14 protein-coding genes are annotated in these 15,816 nt (G+C 56.4%); 6 read left to right on the forward strand and 8 right to left on the reverse strand.

The annotated features are described in order from the left end of the window. Positions 1-62: 62 nt before the first annotated feature. The gene (dapD, locus tag IAI47_RS15545; RefSeq protein ID WP_008925633.1) at positions 63-887 is read left to right on the forward strand and encodes a 2,3,4,5-tetrahydropyridine-2,6-dicarboxylate N-succinyltransferase; all 825 of its coding nucleotides are present in this window, start codon (positions 63-65) and stop codon (positions 885-887) included. Positions 888-1,111: 224 nt separating this feature from the next. After that, the gene (locus IAI47_RS15550) at positions 1,112-1,504 is read left to right on the forward strand and encodes a DUF3461 family protein (RefSeq protein ID WP_008925632.1); all 393 of its coding nucleotides are present in this window, start codon (positions 1,112-1,114) and stop codon (positions 1,502-1,504) included. 61 nt (positions 1,505-1,565) lie between these two features. On the opposite strand, the gene IAI47_RS15555 is transcribed toward IAI47_RS15550, so the two are convergent. From IAI47_RS15555 to dgt, 3 genes are all read right to left on the reverse strand, one after another. Next, positions 1,566-2,723 (reverse strand): CdaR family transcriptional regulator, encoded by a 1,158-nt coding sequence (locus IAI47_RS15555; protein WP_008925631.1) that lies wholly within the window; start codon positions 2,721-2,723, stop codon positions 1,566-1,568. 184 nt (positions 2,724-2,907) lie between these two features. Further along, positions 2,908-4,353: a serine endoprotease DegP gene (degP, locus tag IAI47_RS15560; protein WP_008925630.1), complete on the reverse strand. Its 1,446-nt coding sequence runs from the start codon at positions 4,351-4,353 to the stop codon at positions 2,908-2,910. 133 nt (positions 4,354-4,486) lie between these two features. Further along, positions 4,487-5,977 (reverse strand): dGTPase, encoded by a 1,491-nt coding sequence (gene dgt, locus IAI47_RS15565; RefSeq protein ID WP_008925629.1) that lies wholly within the window; start codon positions 5,975-5,977, stop codon positions 4,487-4,489. A gap of 92 nt (positions 5,978-6,069) precedes the next feature. Here dgt and mtnN point away from each other — a divergent pair, with 92 nt between their 5' ends. From mtnN to IAI47_RS15580, 3 genes are all read left to right on the forward strand, one after another. Beyond that, positions 6,070-6,768 (forward strand): 5'-methylthioadenosine/S-adenosylhomocysteine nucleosidase, encoded by a 699-nt coding sequence (mtnN, locus tag IAI47_RS15570; RefSeq protein WP_008925628.1) that lies wholly within the window; start codon positions 6,070-6,072, stop codon positions 6,766-6,768. Next, positions 6,761-7,555, forward strand: a complete 795-nt coding sequence (gene btuF, locus IAI47_RS15575) for a vitamin B12 ABC transporter substrate-binding protein BtuF (RefSeq protein ID WP_008925627.1) — start codon at positions 6,761-6,763, stop codon at positions 7,553-7,555. Before mtnN ends, btuF begins: the two co-directional genes overlap by 8 nt. 122 nt (positions 7,556-7,677) lie before the next feature. Next, on the forward strand, positions 7,678-7,929 hold the full coding sequence (locus IAI47_RS15580) for a hypothetical protein (RefSeq protein ID WP_008925626.1): 252 nt from the start codon (positions 7,678-7,680) through the stop codon (positions 7,927-7,929). A gap of 30 nt (positions 7,930-7,959) precedes the next feature. Here the strand turns inward: IAI47_RS15580 and erpA are convergent, their stop codons facing one another. After that, the gene (gene erpA / locus IAI47_RS15585) at positions 7,960-8,307 is read right to left on the reverse strand and encodes an iron-sulfur cluster insertion protein ErpA (protein WP_008925625.1); all 348 of its coding nucleotides are present in this window, start codon (positions 8,305-8,307) and stop codon (positions 7,960-7,962) included. Positions 8,308-8,510: 203 nt separating this feature from the next. Here erpA and hemL point away from each other — a divergent pair, with 203 nt between their 5' ends. Further along, entirely contained in the window at positions 8,511-9,791 is a 1,281-nt protein-coding gene (gene hemL, locus IAI47_RS15590; RefSeq protein ID WP_008925624.1) for a glutamate-1-semialdehyde 2,1-aminomutase, read from the forward strand. A gap of 46 nt (positions 9,792-9,837) precedes the next feature. Here the strand turns inward: hemL and fhuB are convergent, their stop codons facing one another. From fhuB to fhuA, 4 genes are read right to left on the reverse strand one after another with little or no spacing between them, the layout of a single operon-like run. Then, entirely contained in the window at positions 9,838-11,817 is a 1,980-nt protein-coding gene (gene fhuB, locus IAI47_RS15595; protein WP_008925623.1) for a Fe(3+)-hydroxamate ABC transporter permease FhuB, read from the reverse strand. After that, positions 11,817-12,695, reverse strand: coding sequence for a Fe(3+)-hydroxamate ABC transporter substrate-binding protein FhuD (gene fhuD / locus IAI47_RS15600; protein ID WP_008925622.1), 879 nt, complete (start codon positions 12,693-12,695; stop codon positions 11,817-11,819). Before fhuD ends, fhuB begins: the two co-directional genes overlap by 1 nt. A 10-nt stretch (positions 12,696-12,705) precedes the next feature. Beyond that, positions 12,706-13,500 carry a Fe3+-hydroxamate ABC transporter ATP-binding protein FhuC gene (gene fhuC, locus IAI47_RS15605; protein ID WP_008925621.1) on the reverse strand — a complete coding sequence of 265 codons (795 nt, stop codon included), beginning with the start codon at positions 13,498-13,500 and terminating at the stop codon, positions 12,706-12,708. A 43-nt stretch (positions 13,501-13,543) separates the two neighbouring features. Beyond that, the gene (gene fhuA / locus IAI47_RS15610) at positions 13,544-15,751 is read right to left on the reverse strand and encodes a ferrichrome porin FhuA (RefSeq protein WP_008925620.1); all 2,208 of its coding nucleotides are present in this window, start codon (positions 15,749-15,751) and stop codon (positions 13,544-13,546) included. Positions 15,752-15,816: the final 65 nt, after the last annotated feature.

Genomic DNA, 15,816 nt, shown 5'->3' on the forward strand with positions numbered 1-15,816 from the left:
TACTCTATTTACTTGTGTCGGGCTGTTGTCCGGCACCGCACATGACAGATCAGGAAAAAAATATGCAACAGTTACAGAGCGTTATTGAATCCGCCTTCGAACGTCGCGCTGACATTACCCCTGCCAGCGTCGACAGCGAAACCCGCGATGCCATCAACCAGGTTATCTCCCTGCTGGACAGCGGTGAGCTGCGCGTTGCTGAGAAGATCGACGGCGAGTGGGTAACGCATCAGTGGCTGAAGAAAGCAGTGCTGCTCTCTTTCCGCATTAATGACAATCAGGTAATGGAAGGTTCAGAAACCCGCTTCTACGACAAAGTCCCGATGAAATTTGCTGGCTGGGATGAAGCGCGTTTCAAAGAAGCGGGTTTCCGCGTCGTGCCGCCTGCAGCTGTTCGTCAGGGTGCTTATATCGCCCGCAACACGGTCCTGATGCCTTCTTACGTCAACATCGGCGCCTTCGTGGATGAAGGCACTATGGTGGACACCTGGGCGACTGTCGGCTCCTGTGCGCAGATTGGTAAAAACGTTCACCTTTCTGGCGGCGTGGGTATCGGTGGTGTGCTGGAACCGTTGCAGGCAAACCCGACCATTATCGAAGACAACTGCTTCATCGGTGCACGCTCTGAAATCGTTGAAGGCGTGATTGTTGAAGCAGGCTCAGTGATCTCAATGGGCGTTTACATCGGTCAGAGCACCAAAATCTATGACCGCGAAACCGGTGAAGTCCACTACGGCCGTGTTCCTGCCGGTTCCGTCGTGGTCTCAGGTAACCTGCCGTCTAAAGATGGCAGCTACAGCCTCTACTGTGCCGTGATCGTGAAGAAAGTGGATGCGAAGACGCTGGGTAAAACCGGCATTAACGAACTGCTGCGCACCATCGACTGAGTAAAATGACGGGCTGGAAAGCAGCCCGTCATCTTTTCTTTACAGCTATTCCTGGACAACATGCTTCGCGTCGCGAATTAACTGGTGCGTTTAGTTTTCATCCAGGTCATAATCCGCGCCAGTTAAATCCTGTCGCGCAATGTTCATCCCGCTTATTTATGTCTACAGTTGACGGACGTCATGAACAAGTCTGCGCGCTTCTCACTTTTGATGGAAACAACGCTATGTATGACAATCTGAAAAGCTTAGGTATCAGTAACCCGGACGACATTGACCGCTACAGCCTGCGTCAGGAAGCCAACAACGACATTCTGAAGATTTACTTCCGCAAAGATAAAGGCGAGTTTTTCGCAAAGAGCGTCAAATTCAAATATCCGCGTCAGCGCAAAACTGTTGTTGCCGATCACGCAACCCAGGGCTACAAAGAAGTTCAGGAAATCAGCCCGAATCTGCGTTATGTCATCGATGAACTGGACCAGATTTGCCAGCGTGACCAGGTTGAAGTGGATCTGAAACGCAAAATTCTGGATGACCTGCGTCACCTAGAAAGCGTGGTTTCCCACAAGATCACTGAAATTGAATCGGATCTGGAAAAATTAACCCGTAACAGCCGTTAATTTTTTGTCCGACGAGAGAGGCCAGCTTTGCTGGCCTTTTTTTATGCCCTGAATTCGGCTCCTATCCCTGCTCATCCAGCTGTAAAGCCACATAGAGCAACAGCCTGTCATCGAAATGGCCAAGATTCAGTCCGGTGAGTTCAGAAATCCGGTTTAGCCGATATTCCAGCGTATTGCGATGAATGAACAGCGCACGCGCGGTGGCGCTTGGCTGGACATTATGGGTGAACCACGCGATTAACGTGCGTCGCAGCAAGCCGTTGTTATCCATGCTCTTAAGCTTCGCCAGTGGCCGGGCCAGTTCGTTGGCCTGCCAGCCGCCACGCAGGCTGTCGAGCAGCACCGGCAACACCAGATCCTGATAAAAATAGCTGCGTAACTCGGGCATACGTTGCTTGCCCACCATCATTGTGGTGCGTGCGGTCCGGTAAGAGCGTGCAATGCTGCCAGGCCCGGTAAAGAAGTTGCCCAGTGCGATACGCATCCGTAAATGTCCGCTCTCTTTCATCCGCTGCAGTAACTGTTCCACGCGGCGGCGATGATCCTCCTGGTCGTAGCGTCCATGTCCATTCAGTGCGGGCTTCAGCACCACCATTTCGGTCAGCGACACAATAGCGATCAGATTATCGCGCTCCGGCGTGGTCAGCAGCGTTTGCAGCTGCTGTAATTCTGACATCGCGCTGTCGACGCCGAGCTGACCGCTGTCCACTTCCAGCACGGCGACCACACGCGGCTGATTGAGATCGATGCCCAACCGCTGTGCCCATTCAGTCAGTTGTGGCGACAGGGTATCGCTGCGGATCAGGTTCAGCACCAGCTCTTCACGCAGACGGCTGTCCTGCGCCAGCATATGCAGCAATCGCGCCTGTTCCAGCATCATCTCTGCGGTCATGCAGACCAGTTCGCCATAATGTCGCAGCGTCAGTGGCTCGCCCGTCAGCCCAATGACCCCGACAATGTCACCGTCGATGCGCAGCGGCAGATTAATGCCGGGCCGCACACCATGAAGATGTTTAGCCACCGCCTCATCAATATCGACAACACGCCCCTGAGAGAGCACCAGCAACGCACCTTCGTGCAACTCCCCAATACGCTCCCGGTCACCGCTGCCGATGATTCGGCCCCGCGCATCCATCACGTTGACATTACTGTCAATAATTTTCATGGTGCGTGCCACGATATCCTGCGCCAGCCGGGCATCAAGGTGATAGGTAGCCATCCATTACTCCTGGAAAAGAGGGTGAGAAACAGAATACGCATGGGTTGCGCACAGAGCATTGTGCAACTGCACAGAGCCGGGCAATCATTTACCGAATTTGCGGAGAGCATCACACTCTGGCGGCGCGGAAGGCGGGCATAAAAAAGGCGGACCGCAGTCCACCTCATGAACAGTTGTTATACCGTTACTGCATCAGCAGATAGATGCTGCTGTCACCACGTTTCACATTCAGCGCCAGAACGGCTGGTTTGGTGTCGAGAACTTTTCGCAGCTCACCGAGGTTGGTTACCGGCTGCTGGTTAACTCCCTGGATCACGTCACCCTTTTTCAGGCCGATACGCGCTGCGGCGCTGCCGGGTTTCACATTATCCACGCGAACACCTTTATCACCGGTTTCAACATTGCTGAGGTCAGCCCCTTCAATGCCGTTGTAAATGGTGGCGGACTGCACTTTCGCCTGGCTGCTCTGCTGCAAGGTAACCGAGACATCAACGGGTTTGCCGTCGCGCAGCAGGCCCAGTTTCAGTGTGGTGCCAACCGGCAGCGAACCCACTTCCGCACGCAGAGAAGCAAAGCTGCTCAGCGGTTTGCCATTCATTGAAACAATCACGTCACCCGCTTTAATACCCGCTTTAGCCGCCGCAGAGTCTGGCAGCACCTGGCTGACAAAGGCACCACGCTGTGCATCAACCTTCATCGCTTTTGCCAGCTCGGAGTTCAGTTCAGTCCCCTGCACGCCCAGCTCGCCACGTTTCACCTGACCAAACTCAACCATCTGAGCCGTCAGGTTTTTAACCATGTTGCTTGGGATAGCAAAGCCGATACCGATGTTGCCGCCATCCGGCGCCAGAATAGCGGTGTTAATCCCTATCAGTTCACCATTAAGGTTAACCAGCGCACCACCGGAGTTACCCCGGTTAATTGCCGCATCCGTCTGGATAAAGTTTTCGTAGTTTTCCACGTTCAGGCCGCTGCGTCCCAGCGCCGAGACGATCCCGGAGGTGACGGTCTCACCCAAACCATACGGGTTGCCGATCGCCACGGTGTAGTCACCGACGCGCAGGCTGTCGGAGTCAGCGATTTTCACAGCAGTCAGATTTTTAGCGTCCTTCAGCTGAATCAGTGCAATGTCAGAGCTGGGATCTTTACCAATGACTTTGGCGTCATAATGACGACCATCGCTGAGCTGCACCTGAATTTTAGTGGCGTTGTTCACCACGTGGTTGTTCGTCACCACATAGCCTTTTTCAGCGTTGATGATGACGCCCGACCCGAGAGCCCGGAATTTTTCCTGCTGGGTATCAGGGCCTGGCGCGCCACCGTTACCGCCCGCGCCGTCACCGCTCTGACACATGGGTGATCCCTGGAACGGAGAACCGTCCTGGCAGAAGGGCGAGTTGTCGCCAAAGAATTGCTGAAACTGCTGCGGCATGCGCGGGGTTTTCACGGTGGTGGTACCCTCAACGCTGATACTGACCACAGACGGCATTACCTTTTCCAGCATAGGCGCCAGGCTAGGGAGTTGCTGGCTATCGGAAGAGGCCGTTTGCGCAGCAAAAACAGTAACTGGGGCGAGCGCCATGCTCAGGCTCAACGCCAGCGCACTTAACACTAAAGTCTTTTTTTTCATTTTCATTTCTCGATAAGATTACTGTTCAGACCATTGCTGTGGTCGAAAGGTGAGATAAATGTTTTAGCGCGAAATTCCTTTAAAAGTTTAAGTCAAAGGTAAAAATTTATTCGCGGCCTTTACAAACGCCGGCTTATTCTACAGCCATCAGTCGGCGATACTCATCCCAGGCATAGAGATCGGTCATTCCACTGATATAATCCTGAATAAGCCGGAAGCGATAATAACGTTCCCACAGCAGCCGCTGATATTTATGCTCTACCACAAGGGTACGCATCTTTTGCAAATAGGCTTTACGGTGTTTACCAGAAAGCTTATGAAAAAGCCGGGTTTCAATCGGATGCTGACGCAGGAAGTCTTCATTTATCAGCGTGGTGAAAGCCTCATAGTTCAGGCGCATCAGCGGCTGATAGATCTCCAGCAGCCCTTTGATTACGCGGTATCCCTGCAACTCCAGCTGCTCGACTTCAGAGTGATTAAAGACCTGCTGGCGCGCAACAGTTTTAAACAGTTGCAGTAACCGGCCCTCTTCACCCTCATCTTCCAGCAGCGCGTGATTGAAACTGCCATCGAATATAGCAGGCAGATTATCAACGAAACGTTTCACGGCATAACTTACCAGCACGCTCTGAACATTTACGCGTAATGACATAAAAAATTGATCGCTGCGGCTTCGCCGTTTTTTACTGCAGGCTTCGCGCCAGGCTTCACCAATAGTCCGGCTGAAGGCGTCATTATTTTTAACCGGCCCCCAGGCTTTATTGAGAAACTCAAACAAACTCTCAACATTAAAGATATCTTTTTCTACAGCGTCGTCCAAATCGGCAATACAATAGGAGATATCATCCGCCGCTTCCATTATATAGGTAAGCGGAAAGCGATGGTGTTCTTCCATATTGGTGGCAGCACGTAAATCCGCAATATACTCCTGCTCAGAGAGATAAAAGCCGGGCTTCTTCATTAAGACGCTAAATTCGGCAGGTTTTTCACCCTGCCACCAGGCGGGTGCGGTATATTTCAGGATGCAGGCGACCTGAGAATAACTGAGATTGAGTTGCAGCAGCGTATGCACCATACGAATGGCCTGCGCATTGCCCTCAAAATGGCAGAGGTCCTGGCGGATCATGGCATTCAGCTGATCAAAAGCCTTCCGCTGTTCTTCTCCTTCAACGCCCGCTACCAGCGGATCCACCAGTTCGGCAGAGAGGTTCTCTTCAAACCAGTCGTTAATGGCGGCCTCGCCAAAATGGCCAAACGGCGGATTACCGACGTCATGCAGCAGACACGCCATCTCGATCAGACTTTCAAACGCGCCTTCCATCTCATCCAGTCCATACTGCGCCAGCCCGCCCTGCATCTTCAGGGTTTGCAGAATCTCTTTGGTGATGTAGCGCCCGGTTTGCTGCACCTCCAGCGAGTGCGTCAGGCGGGAGCGAACGGCGGCGTTGCGCTCCAGTGGAAAGACCTGCGTTTTCTGCTGCAGACGCCGGATAGCGGCCGAGTTGATAATTCGTCCACGGTCGCTCTCAAAATGGCGGGTAATGTAATATTCACCTTCCGGATCTTTTCGGCTGTTATAAGGGCGTGAGAAGCTGATCTTCTTCCTGAAATTGATCGCCGACATGAATTACCCCTGACTTTTTCGTGAATTAATCCCCTGAATGCCATGGTAGACTATGCCCTAAATTTTGATTCTTTACATTAGCGGAACTCACTATGAAAGCAGGCATTATTGGCGCGATGGAGCAGGAAGTCACACTGCTGCGTGACAAAATTGAAAACCGTCAAACGCTGACACTGGCGGGTTGTGAAATCTATACCGGCACCCTGCAGGGCGTTGAAGTGGCACTGCTGAAATCGGGCATTGGTAAAACCTCTGCCGCGCTGGGTACCACGCTGCTGCTGCAGCTCTGCAAGCCGGATGTGGTGATCAACACCGGGTCGGCAGGCGGTTTAGCACCGTCACTGAGCGTCGGCGATATCGTGGTATCAGATGAAGTGCGTTATCACGATGCTGACGTCACCGCTTTTGGTTATGAGCCAGGCCAGATGGCGGGTTGCCCTGCTGCGTTTGTGGCAGACAGCAAGCTTATCGCGGCTGCCGAAGCCTGCATTAAGCAGCTGGACCTGAATGCTGTACGCGGTCTGGTGGTAAGCGGTGATGCCTTTATCAATGGCGCTGAGCCGCTGGCGCGCATTCGTAGTCTGTTCCCGCAGGCGATTGCGGTTGAGATGGAAGCGACCGCTATCGGTCACGTCTGTCATCAGTTCCAGGTGCCGTTTGTGGTGGTCCGCGCGATTTCAGACGTGGCCGATAAAGAATCGCACCTTAGCTTTGATGAATTCCTGAGCGTTGCAGCGACGCAATCGTCGCTGATGGTGGAGAACCTGCTGGCGCATCTGGCGCGTGGCTAAAACGCTGCTGTTCTGCTGGCTGCTGCTATTAAGCGGCAGCCTGCTCGCTTCCCCACCGCGTGTTATCACCCTCGCTCCACACCTTACCGAACTCGCCTTTGCTGCCGGGATTACGCCGATCGCAGTCAGCGCCTGGTCCGACTATCCGCCGCAGGCGAAACAGATTGAACAGGTCGCCAACTGGCAGGGCATCAAAGCCGAGCGTATTCTGCAGCTCAAGCCGGATCTGGTCCTGGCCTGGCGCGGCGGTAATCCGCAGCGGCAGATTGAGCAGTTGCAGCAGCTCGGCGTACCCATTAAATGGATTGATCCACTGACACTGGATGAGATGTTCACGGCACTGGCCGATCTGGGCCGCTGGAGTCCCAGGCCAGAGCAGGCCGCCAGCGCGGCCAGAGCGCTACGACAGCAGGCAGCGGCGCTGCGACAGCGCTATACTCATCTGACTGCGGTTCCGCTTTTTTTGCAGTTTGGTCAGCAGCCGCTTTTTACCGCCGCCAGAGCCACGCTGCAAAATGAAGTTATTACGTTATGTGGTGGCAGGAATATTTTTGCTGACAGCCGCGTCAGCTGGCCGCAGGTCAGCCGTGAGCAGGTGCTGATGCGCCATCCTCAGGCCGTAGTTATAGCCGGAGGCGCACAGCAGGCGGAGAACATTCGTGCTTTCTGGCGTCCACAGCTCACGGTGCCGGTGATCGCCATTAACGAGGACTGGTTAAGCCGGCCGGGTCCGCGGCTGCTGCTGGCGGCGCAGCAACTCTGTTCCGCGTTGCATCCCGCACAATAAGTCCACGCATCGATTAAAGAAACAGCCTTTTTTGCCGTTAATCAATACCAGAGACGAGCGGGCCACGTATGCTCGCCGTCCTTTTAGCGCCGCGGCGCTTTTTAAAACACCAGGAACCTTATATGACCAGAGCACTGCTGCTGGCCATAGGGCTTTTGATCACCGGATCTGCTTTTGCGGGATCGATAAATGGCTCTATAGGCGCCAGGCTTGTCATCTATTCACGCTGTGAAATCAACACGGCTAACGGTCCGCTTTTGCCGCAAATCAACTGTGGCAGACAGGCAAGCGCGCAGCCACGCGTAACCCAAAGTCAGATTCAATCGCAGGGAAGCCTGAAGCAGAGTAACCGGCTGGTCACAATAGAGTGGTAAATGAGGCCGTCGGAGTGACGGCCTGCGCGATCAGATACTGAAGGATGAGCCACAGCCACAGGTGGTTTTGGCATTCGGGTTGGTCACGATAAAGCGCGATCCTTCCAGGCCTTCCGTATAATCAACCGAACCGCCCACCAGATATTGCAGGCTCATTGGATCAACGACCAGTGAGACGCCCTGCTTTTCAATTGTCATATCGCCATCGTTCAGCTGGTCGTCAAACGTAAAGCCATACTGGAAACCACTGCAACCGCCACCGGTGATATAGACGCGAAGTTTTAGCGCCGGGTTCTCTTCATCGGCAATCAGGTTTTTCACCTTGGTGGCTGCGGCGTCGGTAAACTGCAACGGCAGTGCTACTACTTCATCACTCATGTTTTACTCCGGTAAACGCCCAGGTCAGAAAACGACCTTAATAACGCTATTATCAGTCAGCACCTCAGCGCAATCAAGCTCTGCCCTTCGCACTCTGTGCCGCTTTCCCCTCCGTTCAGGACGCTGTGGGTGAATCCACCTTTCGTCTGCTGCTGCTCTTCCGTAGAATGGCGCAATATTTTTCTGAAACGCTGGAGCCGAAAATGAGTAAGTCCGAACAACTGTTTGCCGAGGCACAACGCCTGATTCCGGGTGGGGTAAACTCGCCAGTACGCGCATTTACCGGTGTGGGTGGCGTTCCACTGTTTATTGAACATGCTGATGGTGCGTATCTGTATGACGCTGATGGCAAAGCCTATATCGACTATGTCGGCTCATGGGGACCGATGGTGCTGGGCCATAACAACGCGGCGATCCGTAATGCGGTGATCGAAGCAGCCCAGCGCGGCCTGAGCTTTGGCGCACCGACCGAAATGGAAGTGACCATGGCGCAGCTGGTGTGTGAGCTGGTGCCGAGCATGGAGATGGTGCGGATGGTTAACTCCGGTACCGAAGCGACCATGAGCGCAATCCGTCTGGCTCGAGGCTTTACCGGCCGCGATAAAATTATTAAGTTTGAAGGCTGCTATCACGGCCATGCCGATCATTTGCTGGTGAAAGCCGGTTCCGGTGCCCTGACGCTGGGTCAGCCAAACTCGCCGGGCGTACCAGCAGATTTCGCTAAACATACCCTGACCTGCACTTTCAACGATCTCGACTCCGTGCGCAGCGCCTTCGAGCAATATCCTGATGCCATCGCTGCCATCATCGTTGAGCCGGTTGCCGGTAATATGAACTGCATCCCGCCGCAGCCAGAATTCCTGCCGGGCCTGCGCGCGCTCTGCGATGAGTTCGGCGCACTGCTGATTATCGATGAAGTGATGACCGGCTTCCGTGTGGCGCTGGGTGGCGCGCAGGCTCACTACAATGTACGTCCTGACCTGACCTGCCTCGGAAAAATTATCGGTGGCGGGATGCCAGTCGGTGCATTCGGTGGCCGTCGCGACGTGATGGCTGCACTGGCGCCGACCGGCCCGGTTTATCAGGCAGGAACGCTCTCCGGTAACCCGATCGCGATGGCTGCCGGTTTTGCCTGCCTGACGCAGATCGCGCAGCCGGGCACGCACGAGAAGCTCGATACCCTGACCCGCAAGCTGGCAGAGGGTCTGCGCGAAGCCGCACAACAGCAAAATATTCCGCTGGTGATTAACCATGTTGGCGGGATGTTTGGCCTGTTCTTCACCGATGCTGACAGCGTGACCTGTTACGCCGATGTGACCCGCTGCGATGTGGAACGCTTTAAAACCTTCTTCCATCTGATGCTGGAGGAAGGCGTTTACTTTGCGCCATCAGCTTATGAAGCGGGCTTCATGTCACTGGCGCACAGCGAAGAGGATATTCAGCGCACGGTTGATGCCGCGCGTCGTTGTTTCGCGAAGCTGTAATTTCGGTAACGTTAAAGATGAAGACCGGCTTGCGCTGGTCTTTTTTTTAACCTGAACGACGCAGCAGCCAGATAAAGTAAGGTGCACCTAAAAACGTCGCCATCAGCCCGGCAGGAATTTGATCCGGGAATGCCAGCATCCGCCCGCACCAGTCAGCCAGCACCATCAGTCCCGCCCCCAGTAATCCCGACAGCAGCAGTTGCGGCAAGGCACGCCGGAACCCCAGCATGCGCGCCATGTGCGGCGCCATTAATCCAACAAAACTCAGCGGACCAATAGTCAGCGTTGCGCTGGCGGTCAGCGCGGCTGCCAGCAGCAGCAGACTCAGCCGCGCGGGCGTTAATGCCATGCCGGCCGAGCGTGCGGTAGCACTTCCCAGCGGCAGCAGCGTCAGCCAGCGGCTCGCCAGTGGTGCCAGCGAGACCAGCAGCAGCGCACAGAGTGCGCTCTGGATCGCCTGACTGCCGCTGATGTTATAGGTTGAGCCGGAGATCCAGCTCAGCAGCCCGCCCATGCGGGGATCGCCACTTGCCAGCAGCAGCATCAGCAGGGTGACAAAGGCGCTGTTAAGCGCCATACCCGCCAGCAGCATTCTCTCAGGTGAGAAGCCGCCACGACTGGCTACCGCCATGATCACCAGCAGCGTCAGCGCGGCCCCCATCGCACCGGCGGGCAGCAGCCATGCCATCGCATCGCCCGGCACAAAGAACATCATGACGACGACGCCACAGGCGGCACCTGAACTGATGCCCAGCACTTCCGGGCTGGCCATAGGATTACCGGTCAGCCGCTGGATCAGGCTCCCCGCCACGCCCAGCATCAGGCCGGTCACCAGCGCAGCCAGCACGCGCGGTGCACGCCACGGAAGCAAAGAGTGCAGCATCTCGCCCGATGACCCGACCCAGCCCAGCGCATCACGCCCAAACGCCAGCGCACCCCACACCAGCAGGGCAAGCACCGCGAGACCCGTCAGCGTCCAGCGCAACAGGTTTTGTCGCTCGGCGGGTACGTTGTCGCCCTGATTCAGGGCGGGCGGCACTGAACCCGTACGCAGTCGCGGCAGCAGCCACAACAAAATGGGTACACCGAGCAGTGCCGTGGCCGTTCCGGTCGGGATATCGCGCCAGTGTGCGCTAAGCCATAACACGCAACTGTCGGCCAGCCACAGCAGCAGCGCGCCGGTAAGCGGTGCCAGCAGCATCCGGCTGAGGAGCCGTCGACCACCCAGCAGCTTCGCCAGCAGCGGCGCAAACAGTCCGATAAAACCGATGATACCGGCGACATTCACCAGCTGTGCACTAAGCAGGATTGCCAGCCCGAGGCCACCGATACGCGCCACCGAGAGCGCCAGCCCCAGATTTTTTGCTACACCATCATCCAGCCCCATCAGTGTCAGCGGACGCAGCAGCGCCAGTGCCAGCAGAAACGCCAGCAGCAGGCGCGGCCAGAGCTGCTGCACATTTTCCCAGCTCATCTGATTCAGCGCGCCGGTGCTCCACAGAAACATGTTCTGCAGCTGATCGTGATTGAAGATAGCGAAGATTTGATTTACCGCACCGCTGTAGAAGCTCAGCACCAGCCCGGCCAGAATCAGCGTCACCGGCGACAGACGTTTGCCCCAGGCCACACCAAACACCAGCGCGGCCACCAGCAACGCTCCGCCAAGCGCGGCAAACTGCTGTGTCAGCGCGCCGCCCGGCAGATGCCACAGCGTCGCCACGGTAATGCCCAGCTGTGCGCCGGAAGAGACACCCAGCGTGGTGGGTTCGGCCAGCGGGTTCCGCAATATCTGCTGAAACAGCAGACCGGCAAGCCCCAGCCCGGCGCCCACCAGCAGCGCCAGCGCCGTGCGCGGCAGCAGGCTGTAGTGAAACACCATCTGCGGCAGGCTATCGACCGTCGGTGACCAGAATGCCTGCCACCACTCATGCTGCGGCAGCGCATGGTGCAGATTAACCAGCGTCAGGCTGAGTGAGAGCAGAAACAGCAGGCTGAGGAGACCTGCGGGAAACAGAGCATGGCGCATCAGTGCGTCTCCAGCGCGCGTTCCAGCACGCGAACAAAGTGCAGCGCCGAAAGCGTAGCACCGTAATACCAGACTGCAGGGACGCGCTGAAAGCGTCCGGTGCGAACAAACGGCATGGCCTGCCACAGCGGGCTGCGCATCAACTGCTGCATCTCTGCGTCATTGTCATGATCAAAACAGATGACATCCACATTTCCAGCCTGCGCCAGCTGCTCGATGCCGATTACCGCGCTACCCCAGAAATTTGTTTCGCCCTGCCAGCCATTTTTCAGGCCCAGCAGCGTCATTACTTCCAGGAACAGACTGTTTTTACCAAAGGTGATGGCGTGACGGCTGTCGAGCAGCGACATCAGCAGAATCGTGCGTCCGGCATAGGGCGCCAGCCGCTGACGCGCCTGTGCCAGTTGCGCATCGACCTCGCGCAGATGTTGCTCAGCGCGATCGCGTAATCCAAGTCTCGCCGCCAGCTTACGCAGCGATGCCCGCGCGGCGGTGAAGGGTTTCCCGTCGCCGCTGTGAAGGTCAAAGCCCATGATCGGTGCGATGCGTGTAAGTTTCTCTTCAGGCGGGCCATAGCCATTTGAACAGAGGATCAGCGACGGCTGCATTTGTGCCATCAGCTCAAGATTAGGTTCGGTGCGCAGACCCACATCGATCACGTCCGCAGGCAGCGGCGGCTCCCCGACCCAGATGTTGTAGTTGTGCAGATCAGCCACGCCCCAGGGCGTAACGCCCAGAGCGATCAACAGTTCGGTGGGAAGCCACTCCAGTGCAATAATCCGGCCCGGATTGGGCGTGGCAGCACGCAGGGGAAGTGCACAAAACAGTGGCGAGGCCGCGAGTGCCAGCAACAGTCGGCGGCGATAAAGATCGGGCATCATCCTTTCCTTAACAAACAAAACTGACCGGCGCGCCGCCCTGCGGATGCGGTAAAATGCCCATCGGGATGCCATAGATCGCGCCGAGCACCGCAGGCTGCATAATCGCCTGCGCGTTACCTTCGGCAATCATCGCGCCCTGACGCAGTGCCACCAGATGATCGCAGTAGCGGGCTGCCATATTGATATCGTGCAGCACCGCAATCACGGTTAAGCCGCGCTGCTGGCTCAGATCTTTTATCAGCGCCAGCACCTCAACCTGATGAGCGATATCCAGCGCCGACGTCGGTTCATCCAGCAGCAGACAGCGACTGTTCTGCGCCACCATCATCGCCAGCCAGGCGCGCTGACGCTCACCGCCCGACAGACTGTCCACCAGTCGCCCGGCAAAGGGCTTTAGCCCGACCTGGGCAATCGCATCTTCTACCCTGTCCCGATCGTCCTGCCCGAAACGGCCCAGCGCGCCGTGCCAGGGATAGCGACCAATCGCCACCAGTTCACGCACCGTCATCCCTTCGGCTGCCGGTAACTGCTGCGGCAGATAGGCCACCTCGCGGGCAAACGCTTTGCTGTTCCAGCGCCCGACCGGCTGCTGATTCAGCAGCACCTCTCCGCCGCTGGCCACGTGATGACGGCCCAGCATTTTCAACAGCGTCGACTTACCGGAACCGTTATGACCAATCAGCGCGGTCATTTTGCCAGGTGGAAAGGTCAGCGAGAGGGGCTGAAGGAGAGTTCGGCCGGGCACTTCAAAACTGGCGTTTGCCAGCGTAAAAGTCGCCTCTTCTGCGTGCGGATGCGGCATGGTTATCCCTGTGAACGAACGGGCGCCGAAGCGCCCGGTTAAATCAGAATCTGAAGGTCGCGGTGCCGACAATCTTACGCTCCGCGCCCCAGTAGCAGGCGTATTCCCGGTAGCAGCTGGCGACATACTCGCGGTTGAACAGATTGTTGACGTTAACGCCCACCGTTGAGCCCGGCAGACCGAAACGACCGAGGTCATATTTAAGCGCCGCATCTACCGTGGTGTAACCGGCAACCTTAAAGTTCTGGTTCTGCTCGGTGCCAGTGCTATAGAGACCCTGGCTCTCGCCGACATAACGCACACCCGCGCCCACTGTCACGCCCGACAGGGCTGTCTCGTGGAAGGTGTAGTCGCTCCACAGTGAGGCCATATTTTTAGGGACGCTCACCGGCGTTTTGCCTTTCAGCTGCGTGTCTTCGGTATATTCCGCATCGGTGTAGGTGTAGGACGCCGTGAGGTTAACGTTGGCATTGAGTGCCGCTTTCGCTTCCAGCTCTACGCCGCGCGACCGGATTTCACCGCTTTGAACACTAAAGTTTGGGTGATTCTTCGTATCAGGATCGGCCGTCAGGTTTTTGGTTTTGGTCAGCTGATAAAGTGCTGCGGTAAGCACCACCGGGCGATCTTTCGGTACATATTTCACGCCCGCTTCATACTGTTTAGCGCGTGACGGATCAAACGCCTGACCATCATAGGTCGAACCCGCGTTTGGAATAAAGGCTTCGCTGTAGCTGAAATAAGGTGCGATGCCGTTATCAAACACATAGTTCACACCGCCGCGCCAGGTAAACGCCTGATCGTTCTGGCGATCAACGCTATCCGCCACCCGATCGTAAACCGAGTTCATGGCATAGTCGTATCGGCCGCCCAGCGTCAGCACCCAGCGGTTCCACTCCATCTGATCCTGCGTATAGAGGCCGGTCTGACGTTGCTTGTTGAGATGCTGATAAGGATCGGCAAAAGGTGTGACGCTGTTATCGCCATATTGCGGATTTACCGCGTTCAGGTTCGATGCCGAGCCAAACTGTGCGTCGATATCATTGCGGGTCCGCTGGAAGTCCACCCCCAGCAGCAGCGTATGATCAACCTGGCCGGTGGCAAACTTCGCCTGCGCCTGGGTATCGACCGCCAACTGGTTGAGCTTCTCATGGGAAACGGCCGAACCACGGGTAATTTCCTGAGTCTCCGGGGTAAACCCATTGCCATAGATACTGCGGTAATCGGTGCGCAGGTCGGCGTAACGCAGGTTCTGGCGCAACGTCCAGGTGTCGTTGAGGCTGTGCTCGGCGTTATAGCCCACCATTTTGGTGGTGCGTGAAATCTTGTTGCTCTGCTCGCCTTCATCGAAGTTGGTCGGCAGCTTGTACTGGCTGCCATCGGCACGGGTGATAGGCACTACGGTGCCCTGACGCGGCAGCCAGCCGTAGTAGCCGGTTTCTGGCTCGTTCTGGAAATAGGTCAGCAGGTCAACGCGAGTGCGATCGTCGGGACGCCAGCTGAAAGCCGGTGCGATGGTGTAGCGCTTCTCTTTGTTCATCGCCTGTTGCGCATCCTGACTGCGCGCCTGACCGGTCAGACGATAGCTGTAGACACCGTCATCATCCAGCGCGCCGCCAAAGTCAAAGCCAGTCGAGAAGAGGTTATCGTTGCCCATCTGGAACTGCACTTCGCGCAGGGTTTCCTGGGTCGGACGCTTGCTCACCAGCGAGACCACACCGCCAGGATTGCTTTTGCCGTAGAGTACCGATACCGGACCGCGCAGCAGTTCGGCGCGCTCCAGGAAATAAGGATCGATAGCAAACTCAGAGTAGTTATCCCCCTGCAGTTTCAGGCCATCCATATACTGATTGGTATTAGTTTCGCTGAAGCCGCGAATCGACAACGCATCAATCACATCTGAGCTGCCACGGTTACCGGTCAGTACGCCAGGCGTATAGTTAAATGCCCCTTTCACGCTGGTGACATTGCGCATTTCCATCTCTTCGCGGGTGACCACGGAGACAGACTGCGGATTTTTTTCAATCGGCGTATCGGTTTTCGTACCGGTGGCGCTGCGTTTGGCTGCCACAGTGGGTGCCGGGCCCCAGGCGCTTTCCGCCTCGGCGCCGCTGCCGCCATCCGCTGAAACCACCATCGTCTCCGCCTGTGCGGCGTAAAGTGAGGTGCTCAGACTGAGAGAGATCATGATGCCCAGAAGCGGTCGGGAAAATGTTTTTTTGGTGTCGGCTGCAAAAGTCGTTCGCGCATTCATAAATGTGTCTCAGAAAATAGGCCCTTAAGGGCGAATCGAAACGATAATGATTATTATAACGGATT

It is taken from the genome of Pantoea sp. MT58 (assembly GCF_014495885.1).
Taxonomy (GTDB): domain Bacteria; phylum Pseudomonadota; class Gammaproteobacteria; order Enterobacterales; family Enterobacteriaceae; genus Pantoea; species Pantoea eucalypti.